The sequence below is a fragment of the Niallia taxi genome, assembly GCF_004005475.1.
Lineage (GTDB): Bacteria > Bacillota > Bacilli > Bacillales > Cytobacillaceae > Niallia > Niallia taxi.
Genome location: NZ_RZTZ01000001.1, coordinates 773,787 through 789,404 on the forward strand (window position 1 = coordinate 773,787; position 15,618 = coordinate 789,404).

The 15,618-nt window shown below is 38.9% G+C and carries 19 protein-coding genes and 1 pseudogene; 6 read left to right on the forward strand and 14 right to left on the reverse strand.

Annotated elements, in window-relative coordinates; genetic code table 11:
- Window positions 1-40: 40 nt before the first annotated feature.
- Complete coding sequence (asnB, locus tag EM808_RS03735) at window positions 41-1,888, reverse strand: asparagine synthase (glutamine-hydrolyzing) (RefSeq protein ID WP_127736023.1); 1,848 nt, start codon at window positions 1,886-1,888, stop codon at window positions 41-43.
- A 257-nt stretch (window positions 1,889-2,145) separates the two neighbouring features.
- Here asnB and EM808_RS03740 point away from each other — a divergent pair, with 257 nt between their 5' ends.
- Window positions 2,146-2,709 carry a DUF2777 domain-containing protein gene (locus EM808_RS03740; protein WP_127736026.1) on the forward strand — a complete coding sequence of 188 codons (564 nt, stop codon included), beginning with the start codon at window positions 2,146-2,148 and terminating at the stop codon, window positions 2,707-2,709.
- Window positions 2,710-2,985: 276 nt separating this feature from the next.
- Here EM808_RS03740 and EM808_RS28465 read toward each other — a convergent pair whose 3' ends face one another.
- Both EM808_RS28465 and EM808_RS03745 read right to left on the reverse strand, forming a co-directional pair.
- Window positions 2,986-3,129: a hypothetical protein gene (locus EM808_RS28465; RefSeq protein ID WP_164849537.1), complete on the reverse strand. Its 144-nt coding sequence runs from the start codon at window positions 3,127-3,129 to the stop codon at window positions 2,986-2,988.
- Window positions 3,110-3,607, reverse strand: a complete 498-nt coding sequence (locus EM808_RS03745; RefSeq protein WP_127736029.1) for a GNAT family N-acetyltransferase — start codon at window positions 3,605-3,607, stop codon at window positions 3,110-3,112. Before EM808_RS03745 ends, EM808_RS28465 begins: the two co-directional genes overlap by 20 nt.
- 303 nt (window positions 3,608-3,910) lie before the next feature.
- Between EM808_RS03745 and EM808_RS03750 the strand changes: the two genes are divergently transcribed.
- Window positions 3,911-4,813 (forward strand): ArsR/SmtB family transcription factor, encoded by a 903-nt coding sequence (locus EM808_RS03750; protein WP_127736032.1) that lies wholly within the window; start codon window positions 3,911-3,913, stop codon window positions 4,811-4,813.
- 37 nt (window positions 4,814-4,850) lie between these two features.
- Here EM808_RS03750 and EM808_RS03755 read toward each other — a convergent pair whose 3' ends face one another.
- The 11 genes and pseudogenes from EM808_RS03755 to EM808_RS03805 form a co-directional block, all read right to left on the reverse strand.
- The gene (locus tag EM808_RS03755) at window positions 4,851-5,156 is read right to left on the reverse strand and encodes a DUF3243 domain-containing protein (RefSeq protein WP_127736035.1); all 306 of its coding nucleotides are present in this window, start codon (window positions 5,154-5,156) and stop codon (window positions 4,851-4,853) included.
- 98 nt (window positions 5,157-5,254) lie between these two features.
- Entirely contained in the window at window positions 5,255-6,109 is an 855-nt protein-coding gene (locus tag EM808_RS03760; RefSeq protein ID WP_127736038.1) for a pentapeptide repeat-containing protein, read from the reverse strand.
- 33 nt (window positions 6,110-6,142) lie between these two features.
- Window positions 6,143-6,746, reverse strand: a pseudogene (locus EM808_RS03765) (DJ-1/PfpI family protein).
- Window positions 6,747-6,869: 123 nt separating this feature from the next.
- Entirely contained in the window at window positions 6,870-7,958 is a 1,089-nt protein-coding gene (locus tag EM808_RS03770) for an ABC transporter permease (protein WP_127736041.1), read from the reverse strand.
- Window positions 7,955-9,217, reverse strand: coding sequence for an ABC transporter permease (locus EM808_RS03775; RefSeq protein WP_127736044.1), 1,263 nt, complete (start codon window positions 9,215-9,217; stop codon window positions 7,955-7,957). Before EM808_RS03775 ends, EM808_RS03770 begins: the two co-directional genes overlap by 4 nt.
- Before the next feature lie 11 nt (window positions 9,218-9,228).
- A complete protein-coding gene (locus EM808_RS03780; protein WP_127736047.1) occupies window positions 9,229-10,161 on the reverse strand; it encodes an ABC transporter ATP-binding protein in 933 nt (310 codons plus the stop codon).
- Window positions 10,162-10,322: 161 nt separating this feature from the next.
- On the reverse strand, window positions 10,323-10,802 hold the full coding sequence (locus tag EM808_RS03785) for a DinB family protein (RefSeq protein ID WP_127736050.1): 480 nt from the start codon (window positions 10,800-10,802) through the stop codon (window positions 10,323-10,325).
- A gap of 77 nt (window positions 10,803-10,879) precedes the next feature.
- Window positions 10,880-11,521, reverse strand: a complete 642-nt coding sequence (locus EM808_RS03790) for a response regulator transcription factor (protein WP_127736053.1) — start codon at window positions 11,519-11,521, stop codon at window positions 10,880-10,882.
- A complete protein-coding gene (locus EM808_RS03795; RefSeq protein ID WP_164849565.1) occupies window positions 11,518-12,624 on the reverse strand; it encodes a sensor histidine kinase in 1,107 nt (368 codons plus the stop codon). The genes EM808_RS03790 and EM808_RS03795 overlap by 4 nt, the downstream gene beginning before the upstream one ends.
- A 114-nt stretch (window positions 12,625-12,738) precedes the next feature.
- On the reverse strand, window positions 12,739-13,080 hold the full coding sequence (locus tag EM808_RS03800; RefSeq protein ID WP_127736059.1) for a YisL family protein: 342 nt from the start codon (window positions 13,078-13,080) through the stop codon (window positions 12,739-12,741).
- Window positions 13,081-13,139: 59 nt separating this feature from the next.
- On the reverse strand, window positions 13,140-14,042 hold the full coding sequence (locus EM808_RS03805; protein ID WP_127736062.1) for a fumarylacetoacetate hydrolase family protein: 903 nt from the start codon (window positions 14,040-14,042) through the stop codon (window positions 13,140-13,142).
- A gap of 243 nt (window positions 14,043-14,285) precedes the next feature.
- On the opposite strand from EM808_RS03805, the gene EM808_RS03810 reads away from it, so the two are divergent.
- The 4 genes from EM808_RS03810 to EM808_RS03825 are packed head-to-tail and all read left to right on the forward strand — an operon-like array spanning window position 14,286 to window position 15,618.
- Window positions 14,286-14,507 carry a spore germination protein gene (locus tag EM808_RS03810; RefSeq protein ID WP_127736065.1) on the forward strand — a complete coding sequence of 74 codons (222 nt, stop codon included), beginning with the start codon at window positions 14,286-14,288 and terminating at the stop codon, window positions 14,505-14,507.
- Window positions 14,508-14,538: 31 nt separating this feature from the next.
- Window positions 14,539-14,781: a spore germination protein GerPB gene (locus EM808_RS03815; protein ID WP_127736068.1), complete on the forward strand. Its 243-nt coding sequence runs from the start codon at window positions 14,539-14,541 to the stop codon at window positions 14,779-14,781.
- Window positions 14,782-14,803: 22 nt separating this feature from the next.
- Window positions 14,804-15,442, forward strand: a complete 639-nt coding sequence (gerPC, locus tag EM808_RS03820) for a spore germination protein GerPC (protein ID WP_127736719.1) — start codon at window positions 14,804-14,806, stop codon at window positions 15,440-15,442.
- A complete protein-coding gene (locus tag EM808_RS03825) occupies window positions 15,439-15,618 on the forward strand; it encodes a lipocalin/fatty acid-binding family protein (protein ID WP_127736071.1) in 180 nt (59 codons plus the stop codon). The genes gerPC and EM808_RS03825 overlap by 4 nt, the downstream gene beginning before the upstream one ends.

The window sequence follows — 15,618 nt, forward strand, 5'->3', positions numbered from 1 at the left end:
ATCACAAAATAAGCGGAAGCATCTGCCCCCGCTTTATTTATTAGTCGACAATATTAATATTATAATCTTTAAACCAATAATGAATTTGCGCTAAATGGGCAAGAAGCTGCGGACCTGTCATAAGCTGGCCGAACCAAGGCTCCTTGAAAGCAGCTCCTCCTGTATTGATGATTTCCTTTAGTTGGTTATAATCAAAGAATTCATATAAAGCTGAATCCTTCTCTGCCAGAATTCCTGTCAGCATATCTGTGACTGTTTTTGTATAAACAGGGTTATGCGTCTTTGGATATGGACTTTTCTTACGATACAGCACTTCATCTGGAAGAATTCCCTCAAGTGCTTTTCGTAGCAGTCCCTTTTCCCTATTTTTATAATTTTTCATTTCCCAAGGTACGTTCCAGACATATTCTACTAGCCTGTGATCTGCAAATGGAACCCGGACCTCCAAGCTCGCACCCATGCTCATCCGGTCCTTTCTTTCTAAAAGAGTTGTCATAAACCATAGCTGATTCAAATAAAACAGCTCTCTCCTTTTTGCATCTTCAGCACTTTCACCTTCCAATTTCGGTGTTTCAGCAATTGTCTGGTTATATTTATCATACATATAATCCTCAAGCTGCAGCTTGCTGCTCCATTCCTTCTTTAAAAGACCTTGCCTTTCTTGAATGGACCTCATCCACGGAAATCCGCCTCTGGCAAGATCTGCTTCTCTTCTGAACCATGGGTATCCGCCGAAAATTTCATCAGCACATTCACCGGACAGACTTACAACAAAGTCTTTTTTGATTTCACGACAGAACCATAGCAAGGAAGAATCGACATCTGCCATTCCCGGAAGATCACGAACCGTAACAGCCTCATGAAGATATTGGGCGAGCGTTTCCTGTGTGATGATACAGTTATGATGAATCGTTCCAAAGGTGTCAGTCATTTTCTTAATATAAACACCATCAGAATTAGGCTGGAATTCATTTGCCTTAAAGAACTGATCATTGCCTTCATAATCAATCGAATACGTGTGAAGTGGTCCTTTGCCGGATTTTTCGTATTCCTTTGCAGCAATCGCCGTAATGGCACTTGAATCCACCCCTCCTGACAGGAAGGTGCTTAACGGCACATCTGAAACGAGCTGTCTAGTGACAGCGTCCGTGAATAGGTATCGTACCTTTTCAACTGTTTCATCAAACGTATCTTCATGCTGTTCGCTTTTTACATTCCAATAACGCCATATCTTTAAGCCATCATGTGAGAATTTTAATGCATGCCCTGGTCTTAATTCCTTAATGCCTCTAAAAATTCCTGTTCCAGGTGTATGAGATGGCCCAAGTGCAAATACTTCTGCCAATCCCTCTCTGTCTAATTCTGCCTTTACTTGAGGATGTGCAAGGATAGCCTTAATCTCTGACGCAAATAAGAAGCTTGAGCCAACCTCTGCATAAAACAGCGGCTTAACACCAAGACGGTCTCTGGCTACAAACAGAGAATTTCTTTTTTCATCCCAAACTGCAAAAGCATAAATACCATTTAAGTATTGTAAGCAATCTTCTCCCCATTCCATATATGAAGCCAATAAAACTTCTGTATCAGAATGGCCGTTAAATGAATATCCTTTTATTAGTAATTCTTTTCGTATGTCCTCTGTATTGTACAACTCACCATTATAACAAATCGTATAATCTAATTCCTGCGCACGCTTTGTCATTGGCTGGATTCCGCAAAGTGGGTCTACCACAATTAACCGTTTATGACCAAAGCCTGCATGAAGTGCGCTCCATACATTCGTGTCATCTGGGCCTCTTTTTTCCAGTGTTTCTGCCATAACAGACAATGTTTTTTCTTCTTTTCTCAGGTCTTTTCTGTAATCAACCCAACCTGTGATTCCACACATGATGATCATCCTTTCTCGTGGAATTGTGATTAGATAGCAATCAGTATGGAGTATTGTATGCATGATAAGAAAAATGGTTATTTGTCCTTATAAAACAAATCTTTAAAACATTCCTGCTGCATAATTCAGTTTTTTTTATGCCCTATCGTTTTTGATCTAAAAAAGCTAAATCACAAAATAATAATGCATGGAGTTATAAATTAGAACTTAAATGTCTAAAAAGAAATTATGGGAAGTAATTGGGAGGTTTACAGGAAATGAACAATCAGCAGAGATTAAAGCTTATTGAGTACCAAACCCGCGCCTTTACACAAGGAACTGTCGAATACATCAGTGACCAGTGGATTTTTTTCGACGATGAAACAGAAGAAGCAACCATGCTAGATGAATATATTCATCAAGAAGTGGAATTATTCTGCTTTAACAAATGGAGAAAGGGAATCCTTTTAGATGAAGGCAGAATAAACAGCTCTGGCTCCGTTTATGGGATGTGCAATGAAGATAAAATCAGGATTAGAAAGCATCTTGTATTCTCATTGGAACGGCTGCTGGACGAAATCAGTGATGATAGCTTTTATCAGTTTATCACCACCCTGAATTCCATGAATTTTTCAATTTATGACTGTATATACTGTTATAACCAATTAACCTTCTTAAGAGATGATAAAAGAAAAAATGGTGTGAATATGATGATCTTTGACAATCAGGAAGGATTATGCAGTGTTAATCACCACTTTTATTATAATGAAAAAATCACGGACAGATTTGAATTTACGTTAAACACGGGTAAAAGAATGATTATTGAAAAGCTTTCCTCTTAATTAAAAAAAGAGGCTGGGACATAAGTAAGTGAATCTGCATAAAAACCGAACTGCTTAATCAACCAGTGATTAAATAGTTCGGCTTTTTTGTGTTTTTAAGTTTTAATACATTGATTAGAAAACTTAGTGGAATGGAGCGGAGGTCACTCGACTCCTGCGGGAAATAGAGGACGCTTTAGACCCCGCAGGCGAAGACGAGGAGGCTCAAGCTTTCCCCGCGGAAAGCGCGAGGACGAGCGCGCAATGAAACGAACTAATTTTAACACCATATTCTATTTAGTCACATGCTTCATTTTCAAATTTAGATGTAATTTTATTATTCGTGTTTAGAAAGGTTATCTTTTGTTTTGTCCCAGCCTCTTTTGCAATGAGGTAACTAGCTAAACCTTTAATCAATCCATTATATTTCTGCCCAGCCATAAACAAGCTCATTTACCATTTTATCGGCAATTGTATCTTCCATTATGCCGATCCTCTTACCTCCAAGTGCTTCATAAAACTGGTATGCTTTATTACCTTCCAGTACTAAAATAACCATACTCGTCAGTCCAATATCACGTAAACGATGCTTTACTGCTTCTGTCAGTTTCCTTCCGATACCTTGTCCCTGATATTTCTCAAGTATGTAGATAGCATATAATTCGCCATCATACCCTGCAAACTTACCACTTCTTTCCTTCCCTCCACAAGCAAAGCCAACAATTTTGCCGGTTGTATTTTCTGCAACATACACATTGCCATTCGGTATATTTACCTTCCACATTTGCTCCCTTTCCTCGTAAGATAATTGGTCCAAAAAGGAATCAGGAATAAGATTTTTATATGTCGTTCTCCAAGCGTCTACGTGCACTCTAGATATCCCGCTCGCATCTTCTATGATTGCCTTTCTTATCTTCATTTCGTCCTCCTTCATGCTTGTTAGTCCCAATAGAAGCGTGTGTTCAAAACTTACATAAGTAACATGCTGATTCATTTGCCCTTTTCCCTATTATTTCCTCTTTTTTTAGAAAGTCACTGTTTTTCACTTCATAAAAATAAATAAAAAAGTAAATTTAATAAGATTCAAATGTTACTAAGTTAACAAAACTGTTTATTATTTAAATATAAATCTCAATATATTTACAGTAATTAATCTTTATGTTATTTTTATAAAGATAATACATATTTAATTTAACCATTTGTATTGAAAGAAGGGATTTCCATGCAACTAGGAATCGACAATTCCTCATTAGTTGTTTATGAAGCACTTGCCAGTGAAGTTCGCATTAAAATTATTCAGCTCCTCAGCAAAAATAAAATGAATATAAAAGAAATTGCCGAAGAATTGGAAATCAGCAGTGCTATTGTAACAAAGCATATAAAAAAACTTGAAGATGCAGGCTTGATTAAGACAGAAAGAGTACCAGGAAAATCAGGATTACAAAAAATATCAATACTTAAGGTTGACCATATTGAGATAAATTTTCCGAAAAAGATATTTCACTCATTTGCTGCATATGAAACTGCGGTACCAATTGGACATTATACCGATTATGATTTAAAGCCGACCTGTGGACTAGCAACAGATAAGGAGTTTATCGGCAGAGTTGACGAGCCCCGCTATTTTATGGATCCAAAAAGAATGGATGCTGAAATTCTTTGGTTTACACAAGGATTTGTACAATATAATATTGCCAACTTCCTGAAAAAAGATGAGAAATTACAGCAATTTGAAATAAGCTTGGAAATTTGTTCAGAGTTTCCTTTTGCCAATGATGTATGGCCATCAGATATTACCTTTTCTTTAAACGGAATTGAGTTGGGAACTTGGAGAAGCCCTGGGGATTTTGCTGATACGAGAGGTAAATTCACACCTGATTGGTGGCCGCATAACATCAATCAGTACGGCCTGCTTAAAACGATTCGAATAACGAATCATGGCACCTATATTGATGGTGATCCAATGTCTCAAATCACAGTAGATGATCTTGATACTAATACAGACAGATGGACACTTCGAATTGAGGTAAAAGAAGACGCCGAGCATGTCGGTGGCGCCACTATATTCGGAAAAAAATTCGGCAATCATGATCAAGATATTAATTTCAAACTATATTATTTATAATAATGAAAGAAACCGCCTTTTTAGGCGGTTTCTTTCATTAGCTGACCAGTTTAACTAGCATATGAGCGAGCTTGTGCTGTTCCTCTTCGTTTCCTGCTTTCCAAAGCTCCTGCAGCAGTTTTTCCTCTCTGTTGCGCGGCTCTTCTTTCGCAGCCAGAAAATCTCCGACTTTTTGTGCAGCTTTCGCAATTTGCTCTTGATCTAATCCTAGTTTGTCTGCTTTTTCTACCTTGTCTGCCAGATATTGTTTAAATCCGTCAAAGCTTGATAAAATTTCTTCCTTCTTTTCACTATCCATGTTTTGAAGCTTATCATTTACTTTTGATTCTAATTTGTTTTCCATTATGACTCACTCCTTTTTCAGTGTTAGTGTATATATTCCCAAAGTAATCCTGTTAAAACTATTAAATTACCATTAGAATATATTACCATCCCTTGAAATCAGTATGTCCAATGTGCTGGTTGAATTAATGCTGATGGTATTTTAGTATCTTTATCACCTTTAGCAGCATTCAACTGGACTTGAGTCAAAAATATGCTGTTTCTTAAATCTGCTCCCCTTATATCTGCATCCCTTAAATCTGCTCCGATAAAATCAACGTATCGCAAATCTGCCTTTCTTAAATCTGCTGCAATCAGCCATGCACCCCTGAAGCTTTCTCCTCTTAAGTCCTGATTGCGCAAATTTGCCCCGATTAAGTCACTGCCTTTTTTCTTCTTCCTTTCTTTTGAACGCTCGCTTTTTTCAGTTATGATTTTCTGTCGCAACAGCTCACTTGCCTTCACAAGCAGCGCATTGACAATTACCCTTGTTTCAGGAATATTTAAGTCCATTAATTCCTGAGGTTCTAATTCAGTTAATCTGCTAGTCTTTTGAAATACCGCCTCTAGTTCTTGTCTTATCTCTTTTGCAGCATGTAGCTGCAGTGCTTCCTCTAAATAATAGAGCATCTCGTGCAGCTGCTGCATGATAGGGAAAACCTTAAACATATCCTTAGCCACTGCTTCATTATCCTGCCAGCTTACTCCTTTAAAGGTGAACTGTGACACCTTTTGGCCTGCTCCAAAGCATTCGAACACTGTACAGCCCTTAAAGCCGTTTGTGCGAAGCTTGTCATGTATGCCACAGCGATAATCCCCCCGCAAATTCTTACACGGCTTCCCGCCCTCCTTATCTTCAGCGAATTCGGATGATTTACCAAACGGCAACGCAACACAGCATAAGCCAAAACATTTTTCACAATTTGGCTGCCACCATCTATTATCATTTCCCTTTGCTTGAATTTCGTTGATCATTTCTTCACTTCCTATTTAGCTTCTTTCCAAACATTAGTCCTCAAGTTTAATTTCATACTCCATGCTTTTAGCCGTGTCAGCAGCAGCATTTACGCCATACAGCCTTGTCAGAATATGAAAGGACATGTCAATGCCCGCAGATATTCCAGCAGAGGTGATAATTCTGCCTTCATCAACGAATTTTACTCCACGTTTTACTGACACAAGCGGAAACTCCGCCTCCAGCCTATCGACATCCATCCAATGTGTTGTTGCAGCTTTGCTGTCAAGTAAGCCTTGCCTTTGCCAGCAGCAATGCACCTGTGCAGACAGATGCTATTAGTTCAGTGTGTGCAGCTTGCTCTTTTATCCATGTAATTACATTCTGATTGGTTAATTCTGTTGTTTCCGCTCCATATCCGCCTGGCACGATGACAATATCCAAGTAAGGATAATCCACAAAGCTATAGTCTGGCTTAACGGTTAATCCATTTCTTGCACGTATCTGCTTTCCTGTCTCTGAAACAGTCACGACATGGAAGAAATGATTATCACGCTCTTCAGGTGGTGCCGCTAAGGAAAGTACTTCGTAAGGGCCTGCGAAATCAAGGACTTCTACCTCATTAAATAAGAGTATCCCAACTGTTTTTTTCACCATGGCACTCATTCCTCCTTTCCTAAATCTATAATAATTCACCAAATCATTGTTATTTCCTTCCTTTAGGAGCAGGTATTACTAATACAAAAAAATCCCTTCCTAAAAAAGGAAGGGAAATCAATTCTATACATGCCTTCGTTCAATAAGTCGTATGCCAACACCAAGCATCACTGTCCCCATCAGCATTAAAATGCCAACAGGAAACAACAGCTCCATTGGTGCGGCTCCTTCAATAATCCCCCGCTTTAACAGCTCCATTCCATATGTCACAGGAACAAATTTTGCGAGTAGAAGCAAAAAGTCTGATTTAACAATTTCCATCGGCCAGTATGCTCCGCCGAGCATCGCAAAACTAACTGCAACTAAAGGAATAAATGCATTGAATTGGCTTACTGTTTTGACAAGCCCTGTTAATAAAATTGTAAGTGCCACAATTGCATACAAATAAGGAATAACAACTCCGAACACTACTGCAAAATTGCCATGGAAGTCCACCCCTGTACCGAATCTGAAAATAAGGAAAATAAGCATAATCTGCATATATCCTAAGAAAAAGCTAAAGAAAAGGTGCCCAAGATAAAGCTGTGTCTTGCTTGTTGATGACAGGATAAAGCGGTCCCAGATGCCATTTTGTTTATCCCGGAGAATTTCTACGACAGTATTTGCCACCGTATATATGCTAAAGAATAAGGTGAAACCAAACAATGCCTGCAGAGATTGGTCATAGCTGCTTTGTTGCTGCGATTTAGCGAATGTTATCGGCAGCAGTGGTTCTTTCTCCATTGCCTCCACCTTTGTCTCTGCTTCCTTTTTATCCTGTGCATTGTTGATAATTTGTTGTTTTTCAAACCGGTTTTGATAATATTTTTCTAAATAGCGATTTACTGCGAGAGTGGTCTCTGTATCTGCCGCACGATAAATAGTATAAGAATCATTTGCAAGGGCTGCACCAAGATCTGATTTTCCATCTTCAATTTGCTGCAGCACTGCTTTTTCTGCTATTAGGTTAAACTGAAAGCTGTCACTTTTATTTAGCTCCTGCACGATTGCCTCTGCATTGCTAGTGTTCTTTGCAAAGACTGGTATTTCCACCTTTGTGAAGGAACTGGATCCAAGTAAAAAAGCAAAGACTGCACAAATTATAGTTGTTATCAAAAACGCCCCCGGCTTACGCACAAACCTTCTGAATTTCCCCCAAAGTATGCCGTTCATACAATCGCACCTCTTTTCCTCATTAATAACGCAAATGCACCCAGCAGCAAGGCACCGCTAAAGAGGAGTATCGCTTCAATCTGTCCTGTTATTTCTAAAATATTGTAGCCTTGGTAAACCTTAATATAGGCAGTGATTGTAGCACCAACTGGTGAATACTCGCCAAGCTTTTCCATAAATCCTCCAATTGCACTGAGATCAAAATAGCTGCCGCCAATAAAGGCTAAGATTGGAATCAATAAATTAGTAAACAGTGTTGGCACACTTCTTGAATCTGTTCGAAAAGCTACAGCTGCCGCAAACACTGCAAAGCTTGCTGCCAAAATATTTAACAGGATTGTTACTAAAAAATATTGGATAAAGCTTGAGAACACAACTCCATATATAACAGCAGACAACCCAAATAATAAATGTAATTGGATAAAGGATAGAATAAAGGCAGATACAAATATGCCAAGGAAAAATGTATATGGAGACACATTTGCCAACAGAATACGCTGGTACATATAATCCTCTTTTTGTTGAAAGGCAAAGCCTGCAACAGTTGAAGCTACATAAAACACAAACATCGCACACATGCCTATTGCATAATAGGCAAAGGCATCAACCTCTTTTTTCTTTGTGATACTTTCCATGCTCCCGAAAATCGGTTTATTTCCCTGTGATTCCTGTGTAAAATCAACATTTAAGTCTGCAGCCGTTTTTGCATAAGACAGCTCCTGCTGGTAGCTTTCTAAAATGTCTTTTAAAACAGTTGCCGAAAGTGACGTGCTGTCCTCCTCTTTAAAGCTCCATGCTGCTGTCATCTCTTTGCCATCAAGCAATTTATAATAAAATTGCTCTGTAAAGCCTGATGGAATCGTTAATATTCCGCTGTATTCACCCTTTTTTGCTTCTTTATCTGTGATAGTGACTGTCACAATCTTTTTTAGTTCTTTATTTTCTTGCAATTCATTTATAAAAGCAGCAACAGGATCTATGGAAGAAACAGTCGCAATTTTCAGCTGTTTTTCTTCAAGACTTAACGAAGAACTATTTATTTCTGATATTTTTTCTTGCTGGGCTTTCACAGAATCATCCTTTAGCAGCACTAACAGTTTTGCCTGCAAGCTGCTAGAATCCTCCCCGCCATCCATAATAGCTCCAAGCGCACTTCCTAGTATCGTTATTAATATAAAAGGCATCAGCAGGAGGACGACCAGCTCTCGAGGTCTTCTCCATATCATGAGAATTTCCTTTTTCACCATATGAAAGAACATTGTCTCTCCTCCTAATCTCGAAGCTTTCGCCCTGTCAGATGCAAAAATACATCCTCTAGGCTTGGTGTTTCGATATTTACTGCTAGCACATTCACCTGATGCTCCTCTGCAAGGCGGAAAATATCCTTCAGAAGCTGGACTTCCCTTGGAATAATCAGCGTGATCGTTGTTTGATTTATAGAAAGATGCTGTACATTCGGTAAGTCTCTTAATCTCTCAATAAAAGGATGATTTATCATTTCGATATGAATGTTAATCGCTGTCTCTGTCGAAAGAATATTCTTTATTTCCTCTTTTGAGCCTGAAGCGATAACTTCACCATGATCCATGATATAGATTCTTTTACATAAGAACTCGACTTCTTCCATATAGTGGCTTGTATAGAGAACAGTAATATCTTGTTCCTCGTTCAGCCGTTTCACTGTCTCTAATATATGATTTCTTGATTGTGGGTCAATACCGACTGTCGGCTCATCCATAATGATAATTTCAGGTGAGTGAATAAGGGCAACACCTATATTCAATCGTCTTTTCATCCCTCCAGAAAATGTCTTAACAAGATCCTTCTGTCTATCCTTTAAACCAATAATATCCAACACTTCATCGACTCTCGTTTGTAATAATTTAGTGGGAATCCGGTGCATCTTTCCGAAAAAAACTAAATTCTCTCTTGCTGTAAGCTCCATATAAAGGGCTATTTCTTGCGGAACTACGCCAAGTATTTTACGCAGCTTCTCAGGTGTTCTCAAAATGCTTTCATTATGCAGCCTAACATCGCCGCTGCTTGGCTTTAGCAGGGAGGATATCATGGAAATAGTCGTTGATTTACCTGCGCCATTCGGACCAAGCAGACCAACCGTCTCTCCCTTTTCTAAATAAAGATTGACCGCATTGACTACCTTTGTTTGTTTAAACTGTTTGGATAAATCAATTACTTCTAGCATCGTCATCATCCTTTCTAATGACAGCATAATATCTTTACAAGTTTTTTCCTATACCTAAAGGTCATTAATTGCGGTAGTTATTGAGTGACTTAAGTCACTTTTTCTTAAGCACAAAAAAAACGCCTCCACCTAAAGAGACGTTTTTACCATTAATATTTAAATCAGCCTTGTGTTTGCATTTCCTTTGTTGGTCCAAGTACACCTGGCACTGGTAAGCCAGCCTGGCGCAAAAGAACTGTCATTTGTCCTCTATGATGGACTTGATGCTGAATTAGTGTTCCAAGTACAGATCCTTTTGTCATTGGTCTACCGAACGTGTCGACTGTTTCAAGCAGCACTTCATCTGTTAAGGATTTCGCAGCTTCAGCAATATCTGCAGCAATTGTTTTGTATGCTTGGACAATTTCAGCTGCAGTGATAGTTTCTGCTGTTTTATCTGTAGCAGGTTTTACCTGAATACCTGCAACGCCAGCAAAAAAGGCAGGACTTGTAGATAAATGCCATCCTAACCAGCCAAGTGTGCTGTGGCCTTCAACAATTGCCTGACCAAGTTTCTCATCTGTAAGTGCTTCTAAAACTTGCAATGTTCCATGTGCAGACGCATTCCAGTCTGCAATAAAATCTTCTGATTTTCTGTACATGTAAAACCCTCATTTCATCTTTTATGTAAACACACTAAATCATCATAACATTTTTAAGGTGGATAGACCAAAACCAGTTATATAAGGTCATTCTTTACTGCAAAGATGGCCAATTGTGTTCGATCTCGCAAATCAAGCTTTTGGAGGATTTGTGTAAGCTGATTCTTGACTGTTCCGACAGATAAAAACAGCTCGCCTGCTATCTCTTTATTCGTTTTGCCAAGTCCAACGTGCTGAACAATTTCGATTTCTCTGTCAGTCAGGATATCGATTAGGTCTGTTTGCTTTACAGGCTTGTTTTCCTTCAGCAGCTTTGGCATGACCTTTGCGGCAACATCATCATGTATGCTCATGCCCCCAGCAAGACAGCTTTTAATGCTGTTAATAAGAGACACGCCATCAGCACTTTTCAGCAAAAATCCATTTGCACCTTCTCGGAATGCTTTAATGGCATACTCTTCATCATTAAATGTAGTCAAAATTAATATTTTAATAGAAGGGTACTCTGCCCTTATTCGTTTTGTTGCTTCAAGTCCATCCATAACAGGCATGCGGACATCCATCAAAATAAGGTCTACGTGATGCGATTTGACAAGCTCTAGCACTACCTTGCCGTCCGCTGCTTCTGCTACTACCTTTATTTCCTTATCTTGTTCAATTATCATTTTCAAGCCATTTCTGACAATTGCCTGATCTTCTGCAATCAACACATTGATCATTTGCTCAGCTCCTCTGCAGGTAAGCTTCCTGTCAAAATAAACTGCTTGTCATGCTGCAGGATTGACAGCTTTCCGCCTTCTTCCTCAAGTCTTTTCGCCATATTTTCAAGACCGAATCCTTTATGTACCGGATGCTTATGATGGTAAGTATTTTTTATTTCAAAGGTAAGATACCCGATTGGAGATACACCAATATTTAAGAAAACCTCTCGATTGCTTCCATATTTCATTGCATTCGTCAGCCCTTCCTGGATTGTCCGGTAAAGGACTGCGTTTTTCCTGTTACTGAGCTGAAGGCGCAGAACACCTTGTCTAGCTGTAAAATGAACATGAATGGTATTTTCACTTTCAAGCTTTTTAATTAGATGAACAAGTGCAGACATCCCTTGTAGGTCTTCTGCCTGAAGTAGACGGACAGCTCTTCTTGTTTCCTCCAAACATTCTGCAGCAAGTTCTTTAATAATTGGATAGGAGCCGTTCTGAAGCTCTGGCCGAAGCAGCTCGACCTGCATGATAAGGGCCGTTAGCTTATGTCCTACAGCATCATGCATCTCCCTTGCTATCATGCTTCTTTCTTCCGCTCTCGCCGTCTTTTCGTTATGAAATGCTCTCCGCTTTTGCACCCTATAGTCATTCAGCAAGGAATCATATGTCTCTCTAATATGCTTATATTCTTTATTTACCTCACTAAGTCGATAGATCACTAATCCTAAAAAGACATTTATAACAATAACAAGCAGAATTGGCAGCCCAAAAAGCACAAAGGCTGATAAAATATTTAAGCCATTCAGCACAATCAAAGCTACTGTACTCGCTCTCCCCTTTACATCCTGCATCATTTCTAGCAAATAGAAAAAAGACAGGATGTAAAGATAGAAAGGAATTGTTTCCTCCCATAAAAAAATTAAGCCTTGCGTCAGGCCAAGAAGAAGGATATAAATATAGACCTTTTGGCTAATTATGGGCAGAAGAAAATATAAAATAAGCATAAGTGTGCAGGTAAACAAGTAAATAAAAAAAACACTGCTGTCCTTATATGCGGCTATAAGTGCCCCTGACCACATGGAGAATAATAAAGCTAGCTTTATATAATATGATTGCATGGGGTCTCTCTCCCATTCCATTAATCTATTGCTAATTTACCAGATATTTCTTTTGGTGGTCAATACTAAAACAACAGAAGAAGACTCTGCTTTTTTCAAAGCAGAGCCTCCCAATCATAATGCAGCATACCCAATATACATGACGAGCACAAGAGCAATTGCTAACTGCCCCCAGAGGATTCTTACTCTTCTCCCCTTTTCGATCCTGACTAATATCATTTCAATCATGCTGATAACCCAAATTCCAACAAGCGCCTTCAGCATATACATGGCAGTAAATGTCTCTACACGCAATAGCATTATTACGCCAGAAAAAATAATGAACAGATACAATAGCCTTGTCATCATATGTATTATTTTCTTTGATGTTACTTGTCCCGTTTTTCCTAAAAGTAAAACAGCAATAAAAAGAACTAATGTGAGCATCCATGAAATGAAGTGGATTTGGCCAAACATCTGCCCACCTCCTTATTAAATAGGATGCACGTTTCTTTCCATTTATAGTAGAGTTTTCGTTAATCTTTTCCAACAGTGTTATGCAACACTCCAATTCCCTCCACTTCTATTTCTATTACATCACCATCACGCAAAAATCTTGCCGGCTTATAGCCCTTGCCTACTCCAGCAGGTGTTCCTGTCGCAATTAAATCCCCAGGTTCAAGTGTCATACCTGCCGATAAGACGCTAATTACTTCTTCAATAGGAAAAATAAAATGCTTTGTATTGGAGCTTTGCCTAACTTCCCCATTTACTTTAGTCGAGATGTCCAAATTGTTTGGATCAGGAATAGCCGATTTCTCGACAATCACTGGTCCAAGCGGTCCACTTCCGTCCAAGCTTTTCCCGATAAAAAACTGCTTATGTCTTGATTGCAAATCCCTTGCGGTAATATCATTCAGAATGGTATAGCCAAACACATACTCTAATGCCTTGTCCTGCGGAATTGCTTTGCCCTTTTTGCCGATAACAACGCAAAGCTCTCCCTCATAATCGAGCTGCTCTGTTACATCACTATGTAAAGGTATTGTTTCCTTTGGTCCGATTACAGTTGTCGGTGCTTTCGTAAACACCATGACATGCTCTGGTATATCATCTTTACTGCCCATCTCTATTGCATGCTCTTCATAATTTTTCCCCACACAAAAAATATTTTTTTTCGGCTTTGGAATTGGGGCAATAAGCTGTACCTCCTCCAGATTAACAAAGCAGTCGCTATTTTCCTTTGCCCATATAGCTACCTCCTTTGCGCCTTCAATAAAATCACTGCCCATTTCAATACATTGAATCATGTCATCTGGAAATGGCCGTCTTCCAGATTTCTTTTCCTCTGCATCATTGAGTGGCAGAATGCTGTTATTCTCCTCATTTAATACGGCAATTACTTGTTTAGCATTATGTAAAGCTGTCGCAAATTTCATGAAATCCCATCCTTATCCTAGATATATAGTTTAATATTTATTTAATTATAAACTTTCAGACAATAGTATTCAAACCTCACTCACAGCCTTCATCCTAAAATGTATGAAGATGAATTTGTCATAGGCCAACCTTCCAGCAGAATAGGTTAAAAGGAGATGGCTCTACATTTGCTGGGCGAATGTATCACACTCCGCAGAAACACCACATAGAATGTAAAGAATCTTATGTAAAGGATGTTGATTATGCCAGCTATTGTAGGAGTCGCACAAGTGATATCCATCGGGAGCAGCTCGATCTTTAATATTGGCGATGTTTATAAGATAATGCCGATTTCTAACGCAAAAACATTTTCTGGTTCTGGTTCATTCAACACAGGTGACGGATTAAATATCACGAATTATAGAAGTGCCACGAACACAACAGATAATGATGGCATTGATCAAGGCAATTTCATGAATGCATAAATTTTTTCTGACATTGGAAAAGGTGATAATGATGAATTATTTCATTCAACAATCAATAACGATACACACAATTAAAATTGGCGGTATTACAAACTCATCTGTTTTTCAAATTGGCAGTTCCGGTATTATTAAACCGAATTCTTATCTTTATAATACTGGCGGATTTACTGAATCAGCACCGAGCGTCACAGAAGAATCAGCACCCTTTACTGGTGTAAATGTGGCAGACGATAGTGTTGTTATGTCACCCTCTGTTCCATTGACAGGACCTTAAGATAACTAAGGAGGTACGAATGATGTCCCAACAATTTTACCATTATGGCGATCAGTTACAATCTTATCTGCAGTACTTAGAAAAAAGAATCGTATCCTTGGAGAAAGCTGTCACTGAACTGACAAAAGAAGTAGCTGAACTTAAAAACAGACCTTCTGTTCGAGTAGATCGTATTGAATACAGCTTTGATCAGCTTAAAGTGGAAACATTGGATGGGACACTCAACATCGGCTTGAATCCGGCTGATTTGCAGAAGATTGAAGAGCTAGCCATTAATCCAGGAAATTCTGTTCAGCCTGGCGGACCCTTTTATCCACCGCAAATAGATCCTAAGCAAATGATGACAAGATCGATGGAGTTGGAGGAAACTCTCCTTACTTATATTCAAATGGAGCTTCCAGAAGTGATTATGAGAAAACAAGCAGAACTGGGTATGGAGGAGGACGAAGCTTACATTGCTTTCATTCAAGAGGATGTAACGAAGCAGCTTCCTACAAGAATACAATTTTATCTGCAGCAACGGACAGCTTCTGGCAATGAAGAGGATACAAATCAGCAAAATGAAGCAGTGATTGCTGCATTGAAGCAGGAAATAGAAAATGGTGTGCAAATTTTCTTAAGCAATATTCCAGATAATGTTAAGGGGAGGAACAAGGAATGAACTTTCAAGTATACAATCGCGAGCTTGCAGTGGGAGATATTAAAATTATCGGTGTATCGAGCTCTTCTGTATGCATTGTCGGGGACGTACAGACAATACAACTTGCGTCCACGTTTGACACACCTGCAGAATCACTGATTATTGGCCCATTTGTGCCGCTAATCCCGAAAGGCTGA

What these genes read in the sequence shown, in the direction of transcription:
- asnB (WP_127736023.1), bottom strand. Translation starts at nt 1,888, where the DNA reads ATGTGTGGAATCACAGGTTGGGTTGATTACAGAAAAGACCTGAGAAAA.
- EM808_RS03740 (WP_127736026.1), top strand. Translation starts at nt 2,146, where the DNA reads ATGAACAATCAGCAGAGATTAAAGCTTATTGAGTACCAAACCCGCGCC.
- EM808_RS28465 (WP_164849537.1), bottom strand. Translation starts at nt 3,129, where the DNA reads ATGGCTGGGCAGAAATATAATGGATTGATTAAAGGTTTAGCTAGTTAC.
- EM808_RS03745 (WP_127736029.1), bottom strand. Translation starts at nt 3,607, where the DNA reads ATGAAGATAAGAAAGGCAATCATAGAAGATGCGAGCGGGATATCTAGA.
- EM808_RS03750 (WP_127736032.1), top strand. Translation starts at nt 3,911, where the DNA reads ATGCAACTAGGAATCGACAATTCCTCATTAGTTGTTTATGAAGCACTT.
- EM808_RS03755 (WP_127736035.1), bottom strand. Translation starts at nt 5,156, where the DNA reads ATGGAAAACAAATTAGAATCAAAAGTAAATGATAAGCTTCAAAACATG.
- EM808_RS03760 (WP_127736038.1), bottom strand. Translation starts at nt 6,109, where the DNA reads ATGATCAACGAAATTCAAGCAAAGGGAAATGATAATAGATGGTGGCAG.
- EM808_RS03770 (WP_127736041.1), bottom strand. Translation starts at nt 7,958, where the DNA reads ATGAACGGCATACTTTGGGGGAAATTCAGAAGGTTTGTGCGTAAGCCG.
- EM808_RS03775 (WP_127736044.1), bottom strand. Translation starts at nt 9,217, where the DNA reads ATGTTCTTTCATATGGTGAAAAAGGAAATTCTCATGATATGGAGAAGA.
- EM808_RS03780 (WP_127736047.1), bottom strand. Translation starts at nt 10,161, where the DNA reads ATGCTAGAAGTAATTGATTTATCCAAACAGTTTAAACAAACAAAGGTA.
- EM808_RS03785 (WP_127736050.1), bottom strand. Translation starts at nt 10,802, where the DNA reads ATGTACAGAAAATCAGAAGATTTTATTGCAGACTGGAATGCGTCTGCA.
- EM808_RS03790 (WP_127736053.1), bottom strand. Translation starts at nt 11,521, where the DNA reads ATGATCAATGTGTTGATTGCAGAAGATCAGGCAATTGTCAGAAATGGC.
- EM808_RS03795 (WP_164849565.1), bottom strand. Translation starts at nt 12,624, where the DNA reads ATGCAATCATATTATATAAAGCTAGCTTTATTATTCTCCATGTGGTCA.
- EM808_RS03800 (WP_127736059.1), bottom strand. Translation starts at nt 13,080, where the DNA reads ATGTTTGGCCAAATCCACTTCATTTCATGGATGCTCACATTAGTTCTT.
- EM808_RS03805 (WP_127736062.1), bottom strand. Translation starts at nt 14,042, where the DNA reads ATGAAATTTGCGACAGCTTTACATAATGCTAAACAAGTAATTGCCGTA.
- EM808_RS03810 (WP_127736065.1), top strand. Translation starts at nt 14,286, where the DNA reads ATGCCAGCTATTGTAGGAGTCGCACAAGTGATATCCATCGGGAGCAGC.
- EM808_RS03815 (WP_127736068.1), top strand. Translation starts at nt 14,539, where the DNA reads ATGAATTATTTCATTCAACAATCAATAACGATACACACAATTAAAATT.
- gerPC (WP_127736719.1), top strand. Translation starts at nt 14,804, where the DNA reads ATGTCCCAACAATTTTACCATTATGGCGATCAGTTACAATCTTATCTG.
- EM808_RS03825 (WP_127736071.1), top strand. Translation starts at nt 15,439, where the DNA reads ATGAACTTTCAAGTATACAATCGCGAGCTTGCAGTGGGAGATATTAAA.